The organism is Tsukamurella soli, from assembly GCF_039541155.1.
Classification (GTDB): domain Bacteria; phylum Actinomycetota; class Actinomycetes; order Mycobacteriales; family Mycobacteriaceae; genus Tsukamurella; species Tsukamurella soli.
The window spans coordinates 1-7152 of record NZ_BAABFR010000167.1 but is presented as its reverse complement, the minus strand read 5'-3'; the positions used below and the strand labels follow the sequence as shown (position 1 = coordinate 7152).

The window sequence follows — 7152 nt, the reverse complement described above, 5'->3', positions numbered from 1 at the left end:
GCCGAGGTACTTGGCGCGGGCGTCGTCGGCGCGGTCGCCCTGGGCGCGGTGCTGGCGGCCACCGGGCAGGTCGGCGCGCACTCCCCGTTCCACGAGACCTCGGGCGGCCCTCGCGCCGAGCCGGCGGCGTCGGAGTTCGCCGCATCGAAGGCCGGCGACTGCCTGACGTGGGCGGGTAGCGACGCCACTGCGCTGCACACGGTGCCGTGCTCGGCGCCGCACAAGTTCGAGGTGGCCGGCGCCCCGGCGCACGCCTTCGACTCGTCGTCCTATCCGACGGAGGCCGTGCTGTCGGCGACGCGCGATCAGCAGTGCTCGCCGGTGGTCGCGTCGTACCTCGGCAAGCGCCTCGACCCGATGGGCCGGTTCCAGGTGGGCCTGCTGACCCCTGATCGCGCGGCGTGGGAGAACGGCGACCGCACCGCCCGGTGCGGGATCGAGATGGTCGACGGCACCGGCGCCCCGCAGGACATGACGGGCAAGGTCTCCGACCAGGACCAGTCGGTGTCGTGGCCGGAGGGTACGTGCGTGGGCATCAGCGCGCAGGGTGCGGCGACATCGCCCGTGCCCTGCACCGAGCCGCATGCATTCGAGGTGACCGCCGTCATCGACATGGCCGCGCAGTTCGGCGGACCCGACGCTGCATGGCCCACGCTGCAGGCGCAGGAGACCTATCTCGCCCGGGCATGCACGACGCGGACCGCAGCATGGTTCGGCTCGCCGCAGGGGCTGCGCAAGTCGGACCTGTCGCTGCAGTGGACCAGGCTGTCCCAGCAGTCGTGGTCGGCGGGCTCGCGCACGGTGGTCTGCTTCGTGGGTTCGGCGAAGACGGTGTCCGGTAAGGCAGCGGCGGGTGCGCCAGTGTTCGCGCCGCTCACCGGCTCCGCGAAGAGCGCCGACCTGCTGATCGACGGCAAGCGCCCCACGCCGCTACCGCCGAACGGCCGCCGGATCGCCCCGCCCGTGCCGCTTCCGCCGGGCATCGCCCCCAATCCGCAGACTGTGCCGGCGGGCTGACCCGGATGGTGCGGGTGAGCCGCGAACGGTTCGAGGAGTGGGTGGGCGACGCTCTCGATGACGTTCCCGAGGAACTGATGCTGGCGATGTCGAACGTCGTGATCCTGGTGCGCGACCAGAACCCCGACAACCCACACCTCCTGGGCCTGTACGAGGGCGTCGCGCTGACCCGCCGCGACACCCACTACGCCGGCGCCCTCCCGGACGCCATCACCATCTATCGCCAGCCCCTGATGGCGATGTGCGCCACCGAGGAGCAGCTGCGCCGCGAGATCCGGGTGACCGTGCTGCACGAGATCGGCCACCACTTCGGCATCGACGACCAGCGGCTACACGAGTTGGGGTGGGCCTGAGCTCAATACAGCCAGACGACGGCGTCGTCGCCGCCGGTGCAGACGATCAGCGTCGTGGAGGCGTCTGAGTAGTTGCAAGCCATCGAGTACAGGCGGCGCTTGGCGGGGCTGTAGGCGTTGACGGTGCCCGGCGCCCCTGCGATGTTGTAGGCGGCCCGGACGTTCTCGGCGAACGGGCAGGTGGTGACTCCGTTGACCGCCGAATGCTGGTACGAGCCCGCCGAGGTCACCGACGCGTCGCACACCTGGGCGGCGTCCGACGGCGCGGTACCCGGTGTCCGCGTGGGCGCGGCGGTCGCCGTCACCGTCGGCGCGGCGGTCACCGTCTGCACGCTCGGGCCCGCGGCCTGCGTGCCGCCGGACGGCGACTTCGACCCGCCGGACAGCAGGAGGTACAGGCCGACCGCCGCGCACAGCACGATGATCACGACGCTCGCGGCGATGATCGCCGTGATCACGGTGCGGCCGGTGCCCCCGGACTCGGGCGGGACGTAGCCGGGCGGGTACGAGCCGGTGGGCGCATACTCCCCCGACCCCGGGTACGCCCCGGACTGCGGGTAGCCACCGGACTGCGGGTACCCGACCGGCGGCGGATAGCCGCCCGCAGGGCCGTACCCGCCCGACGGCGGGAGCGATGTCTGATCGGCGTACGAGCCCGGCCGGCCCTGCCCGGCGGGACGGGGTTCCACAGTCCGCGCGGATGTCTCGCCGTAGGGGTCCACGTCGCCGTACGCTCCGCCCGCATACCCGTCGCTCTTGCGCAGGGCGGTGTCCCGCTCGGACTCGTCACGCAGTTCGGTGGGCTGGTCCCCCGGATCGGGGCCCCCGGGCACTCGAGGTTCCATCTCGCCCTCCGATCGATCCGGCGCGTGATCGCGCCCCTCGATCGCAAAGATAGACCGCTGCACCGACAGGTTCAGGGCGGATCGACCACCCGGTCGCCCGAGCCGTCGACACGCGGCTTCCGCCGGACCGGGCGGTCAGCCCATCGGGTCCTCGTCGCTCGATACCGGCGTACCCCAGCTCACCAGCTCCCACCCGGCACCGGCGGGCGCGAGGATCACCTCAGCCGTGTTGGCCAGATGGTTCTTGTAGGCGAACTCCGAGTCGACGTTCGCGAGATGCGCGGCGACGAGCCGGATCGCGGCGCCGTGGCTGACGAGGTACACGTCACCGTCGGGCAGGTACCGCTCGCGGATGGCCCCCACGGCCGGCAGGTACCGCGCGAGCAGATCACGCACCGACTCCCCGCCCACCGGCGCGGCGGTGTGGTCACCGTCGTGCCAACGCCGCACCAGCGCCTCGAACTGCTTGTGCGCATCGTCGTCGCTGCGCCCCTCGAGCTCGCCCACCTGGATCTCCTGGACGCCGTCGACCACGTGCACCGGGACGCCCCAGCCCTGTCCGATCAGCCCTGCGGTCTGCTGCGCGCGCCGCGCCACGGAGGACAGCAACGCGGCGGGGGCCACGCCGGGGCGCTCGGTGGCGAACCGGCGGGCCTGCTCCTGCCCCTCCTCGGTGAGCGGCGCACCGGGCGGCCGGGTGTCGAGGATCTTGGCGGCGTTGGCCGTGGTCTGGCCGTGCCGTACCAGGTGGAGCGTTCCGGTCATCGAGTGCCCTTCCGTAGTGCTTCGAGCCATGCCCATGCGTCGCCCGGATCCGCGGGCGCGGCGCCGGGGCCGCCGGACCTGCGCCAGGATCCCAGGAACCGGACACCGTCGCAGGCGCGGTGCAGGGCGGCCAGCGCCTCGGCGACCGCCGGATCATCGATATGCCCCACACAGTCGAGATGGAAGACGTACTCGCCCAACGACGTCCGCTTGGGTCGCGATTCGATGCGGGTGAGGTCGATGCCGCGCAGAGCGAATTCGGCCAGCGCGAGCGCAAGGGAACCGGGCCGGCTGGGCAGGTCGAGCACCACGCTGGTGCAGTCGCTGCCGGTGCGCGGCGGCACCGGACCCGGCCGTCCGACCAGGACGAAGCGGGTACGCGCGTCGGCCACGTCGGCCACGCCGCCCGCGAGCTCGGGCACGTCGTACATCTGCGCGGCCAACGCCGTGGTCACCGCAGCATCCGCCCGACCCGTCGAGACATCTTGCGCCGCACCGGAGTTCGATGACGCCGGGACCACCTGCGCGACGGGCAGGTGCGCGGCCACCCACTCCCGGACCTGCGCCGCGGCCACCGGGTAAGCGGCCAGCGTGCGCACCTGCCCGAGTGGCACGCGGCCGGCGATGGAGAAGGCCACGGGCATGTCCGTCTCGGCCATGATCTGTAGCAGCGGACCGAAGCCCAGGGTGTCGACGGTGGGCGTGACCGGCCCCTCGACGGACGACTCGATGGGCACGCACGCGAGCTCGGCCTCGCCGTCGGCGACCAGGGTGAGGGCGGCGATGGGGCTGGCTGCGGCTATCCGCTCGGTGGCGACGAGTTCGACGCCCGGCACCGTCAGCCCCCCGGCTGCGGCGAGGTCCTCGAAGCGGCGTGCGGCCATCTCCGTGAACGTCCCCGCAGGTCCGAAGTAGGCGATGCGCGTCACGTGCCGAGCCTAGTGGACCGTTCGCCTCCCGCAGCACGTGGGGCACGACCGAGATCGACAGAATTTTTCCGGCGTCCGGCCGGAAACTGCTGGTCGCGAACCTACGACCGAAGAAATTCCGTCGTTCTCAGCGGCTCAGCCGAGGAAGTGCCGGAGCCGGGCGTCCACGTCCGCGGGCCGGGACGCGACGAGGTACCGTAGCCGCTCCCGTACGGCGTCGCGCGCCATCGGGTTCAGGCCCGCGAGCCGTGCGACGTCCGGCGCCGCGATCGCCGCCGGGATGTCGAAGCCGGTCAGGGCGGCGACCGTGCCGGCCAGGACCGCCAGGGCGGCGTCACCGTCGTCCACCGCGACGGCGAATCCGGGCCCCTCGTCGTGCACGCCCCACACGAGGAATTCGGCGAGCGCCACCACGTCCCCGTCGAACCGGTGCAGCTGTAACGCCTCGGGCGGCTCGGCGACGACGAGGCCGTCCAGCAGATCGAGGGGTTCGCGAGCGGGGCCGAGGAGTTGGAGTTCGACAGGCATCATCTCAAGCCTATCGCTTGCATCCCCGGCTTCCATCTTTTAGGTTAGGGTTACCTATCAACCAGAGGAGAGTCTGTGAGCGCGCCCACGATCGTCGAGCCCACCCCGGCCGAACGCGTCCGAACGGTGTGCGTCGTCCCTCACGCAGCAGTGCTGGTGACCGACCAGTACGACGCCGTGTCGGTCGCGCTGCACCACCTTCTGGGCGGTGACCTGATCGTCGCCGTCGCCGAGGACGCGCCGCCGCTGCACGGTCTGCGCGCGATGGTGGAGGTCAACGACGTCTCGCCGCTGCCGCTGCGCGAGCGCACCCGGTCGCTGGTCTGGCTGAGCGGACGCGCATCCGAGGTGGCCGACGGTGCCGAGCTGGCCCGACTGGTCGCCGAGGAGAATCCGCTGCCGGGGCTGCTGGACATCGGCAACGGCACGCGGCTGGTTCGGATCCCCGTCGAGACGGCCGTGCTCGCGGACGCGTCCGGCGCGGCGTCGGTGAGCGGCCCCGACCTCGCCACGGCGGCGCCCGACCCGTTCGCCGACTTCGAGTTCTCCTGGCTGACACATGTCGAGTCCGGCCACCCGGAGATGGTCGGGCAGCTCGCGCGCCGGCTCCCGGGCCGGCTGCGCAACCACCGCATCCGACTACTCGGCATCGACCGCTACGGCATCCGGCTGCGCGCCGAGCACCACGAGTCGTCCGACGAGGACGTCCGCCTCAACTTCACCCAGCCCGCCGTCGACATGGCAGCCCTGCAGCGGGGGATCCGGATCCTGCTCGGCTGCCCGTTCCTCAACGGCCTGCGGGCGGGCTGAACCCAGACCGGGCGGGCCCTCATGGGGGTGGGCCCGCCCGACCCGCCGCGGGTCAGTGGTGGATGAGCGTCTCGATCGGCTGCTTGGCGAAGTACACGCAGAACACGATCGCGACCGCCCAGAGCAGCGGGTGCACCTCGCGCCAGCGACCGCGCCCGACGGCCAGCACCACCCAGGTGATGAAGCCGATGCCGATGCCGTTCGCGATGGAGTAGGTGAACGGCATCGCCACCACGGTGAGGAACGCCGGCAGCGCGTACTCGAACCGCGTGAAGTCCACGTCCCGCAGCTGGCCGATCATCATCGCGCCCACCACCACCAGCGCGGGCGCGGCGGCCTCCGACGGCACCACCTGCGTGAGCGGCGTGAAGAACATCGCGATCAGGAACAACACACCGGTGACCACGTTCGCGAGGCCCGTGCGGGCGCCCTCGCCGATGCCTGCCGCGGACTCCACGAACACGGTGTTGGACGACCCCGAGCCGACACCGCCGACGATCGCACCCATCCCCTCCACCGTGAGTGCCTTACCGATGTTCGGCACCGAGCCGTCGGGTGCGGTCAACCCCGCCTCCTTGGTGAGACCCGTGATGGTGCCCATCGCGTCGAAGAAGTTCGACAACACCAGCGCGAACACCAGCACCACGGCCGACAGCACACCGATCCGGCTGAAGGCGCCGACCAGATCGACGTCGCCCACCAGTGACAGGTTCGGTACGCCGCCCAGCGACGTGGGCACCTCGGGGATGTTCAGCTGCCACCCGTCGGGGCTTTCGAACGAGGGCCCGAGGCCCGCGATCGCCTGCACGATCATCGCGAAGACGGTGGTGACGACGATGCCGATCAGCAGCCCGCCGCGCACCTTGCGCACCACGAGCACACCCATCAACAGCACGCCCACCACGAAGACGAGCGTCGGCCACGCCGCGACGGAGTTATCGATGCCGAGGGCCACCGGCACCGTCGTCCCTGCGACGTCGGGGATGCGCCGGACGAAGCCCGAGTCGACGAATCCGATGAACGCGATGAAGCAGCCGATGCCCGCCGCGATCGCGGACTTGAGTTCGGCGGGGATGGCGCGGAACACCGCGGTCCGGAACCCGCTCACGCCGAGCAGCACGATGACGACGCCGTCGATCACCACCAGGCCCATGGCCTCCGGCCAGGTGACCTGCGGAGCAATGGTCACCGCCAGCAGGCTGTTGACACCTAGGCCCGCGGCGATGCCGAAGGGATAGTTGACGATCAGGCCGAAGGCGATCGACATCACGCCCGCGATCAGCGCCGTGACCGCAGCGACCTGGGCCGTCGGCAGCACGTGGCCCAGGACGTCGGTGTTCTTCTTCACTCCCGCGACGCCGCCGATGATCAGCGGGTTGAGGACCACGATGTACGCCATCGTGAAGAAGGTGACGAGGCCGCCGCGGACCTCCCGCGCCACCGTCGACTCCCGTTCACTGATCTTGAAGAAACGGTCGACAGCTGACAGTGCCGGCACCTGGGCTCCCCCTACTCGCTGGCCGTAACGAACGCGGTGATAGTAACCGGACGTCATTTACAGTGGCGCGGGTGAGCAGCGATGAGATGGCCGCGCGGCGTGACCTGCGGGCCGAGGTGGCCATCGTGCTGTTGGTCACGTTCGCATGGTCGGGCCTGTGGTCGCTGACGGTGCTGATCGGGTACCAACTGGGTCCCGGCGTGGCGCAGACGACGGTGTCGCTCAACCCGGTGCGCTCGCGGTTCCCCGTGATCGACTTCGCGCTGCAGGCGCTGGACGCGGTGCAGCTGTTCGCGTGGGCGGCGTTGGCCCTGTACCTGCTGCGGCGCACGGGGATCGGGGCCGCGGCGCTGGGGCTGGGACGCCTGACCGGCCGGGCCGCCGCGCGCGCGGCGGGTTACGGCGTG

General features: G+C 71.3%; 8 protein-coding genes and 1 pseudogene. 4 read left to right on the top strand and 5 right to left on the bottom strand.

Features of this window, described 5'->3' with window-relative positions; genetic code table 11:
* Both ABD908_RS26100 and ABD908_RS26095 read left to right on the top strand, forming a co-directional pair.
* Nucleotides 1–1017 (top strand): septum formation family protein (locus ABD908_RS26100; protein WP_345001610.1); only part of this gene is annotated, 1017 nt, incomplete at its 5' end.
* A gap of 5 nt (nt 1018–1022) precedes the next feature.
* On the top strand, nt 1023–1370 hold the full coding sequence (locus ABD908_RS26095) for a metallopeptidase family protein (protein WP_345001608.1): 348 nt from the start codon (nt 1023–1025) through the stop codon (nt 1368–1370).
* Between the two features lie 2 nt (nt 1371–1372).
* Here ABD908_RS26095 and ABD908_RS26090 read toward each other — a convergent pair whose 3' ends face one another.
* From ABD908_RS26090 to ABD908_RS26075, 4 genes are all read right to left on the bottom strand, one after another.
* Nucleotides 1373–2203, bottom strand: a complete 831-nt coding sequence (locus ABD908_RS26090) for a hypothetical protein (protein WP_345001605.1) — start codon at nt 2201–2203, stop codon at nt 1373–1375.
* A gap of 147 nt (nt 2204–2350) precedes the next feature.
* Nucleotides 2351–2980 carry a histidine phosphatase family protein gene (locus ABD908_RS26085; protein WP_345001603.1) on the bottom strand — a complete coding sequence of 210 codons (630 nt, stop codon included), beginning with the start codon at nt 2978–2980 and terminating at the stop codon, nt 2351–2353.
* On the bottom strand, nt 2977–3909 hold the full coding sequence (gene pheA / locus ABD908_RS26080) for a prephenate dehydratase (protein WP_345001601.1): 933 nt from the start codon (nt 3907–3909) through the stop codon (nt 2977–2979). Before pheA ends, ABD908_RS26085 begins: the two co-directional genes overlap by 4 nt.
* 135 nt (nt 3910–4044) lie before the next feature.
* Nucleotides 4045–4437, bottom strand: a complete 393-nt coding sequence (locus ABD908_RS26075) for a hypothetical protein (RefSeq protein ID WP_345001598.1) — start codon at nt 4435–4437, stop codon at nt 4045–4047.
* Nucleotides 4438–4512: 75 nt separating this feature from the next.
* On the opposite strand from ABD908_RS26075, the gene ABD908_RS26070 reads away from it, so the two are divergent.
* Nucleotides 4513–5247 (top strand): DUF2470 domain-containing protein, encoded by a 735-nt coding sequence (locus ABD908_RS26070; RefSeq protein ID WP_345001596.1) that lies wholly within the window; start codon nt 4513–4515, stop codon nt 5245–5247.
* A 52-nt stretch (nt 5248–5299) separates the two neighbouring features.
* On the opposite strand, the gene ABD908_RS26065 is transcribed toward ABD908_RS26070, so the two are convergent.
* Nucleotides 5300–6745, bottom strand: a complete 1446-nt coding sequence (locus tag ABD908_RS26065; protein ID WP_345001593.1) for an NCS2 family permease — start codon at nt 6743–6745, stop codon at nt 5300–5302.
* A gap of 71 nt (nt 6746–6816) precedes the next feature.
* On the opposite strand from ABD908_RS26065, the pseudogene ABD908_RS26060 reads away from it, so the two are divergent.
* Nucleotides 6817–7152: pseudogene (locus tag ABD908_RS26060) on the top strand (CPBP family intramembrane glutamate endopeptidase); the annotation flags it as partial.

Excerpts from the sequence above, each read along its gene's own strand:
- ABD908_RS26095 (WP_345001608.1), top strand. The coding sequence starts at position 1,023 with ATGGTGCGGGTGAGCCGCGAACGGTTCGAGGAGTGGGTGGGCGACGCT.
- ABD908_RS26085 (WP_345001603.1), bottom strand. The coding sequence starts at position 2,980 with ATGACCGGAACGCTCCACCTGGTACGGCACGGCCAGACCACGGCCAAC.
- ABD908_RS26075 (WP_345001598.1), bottom strand. The coding sequence starts at position 4,437 with ATGCCTGTCGAACTCCAACTCCTCGGCCCCGCTCGCGAACCCCTCGAT.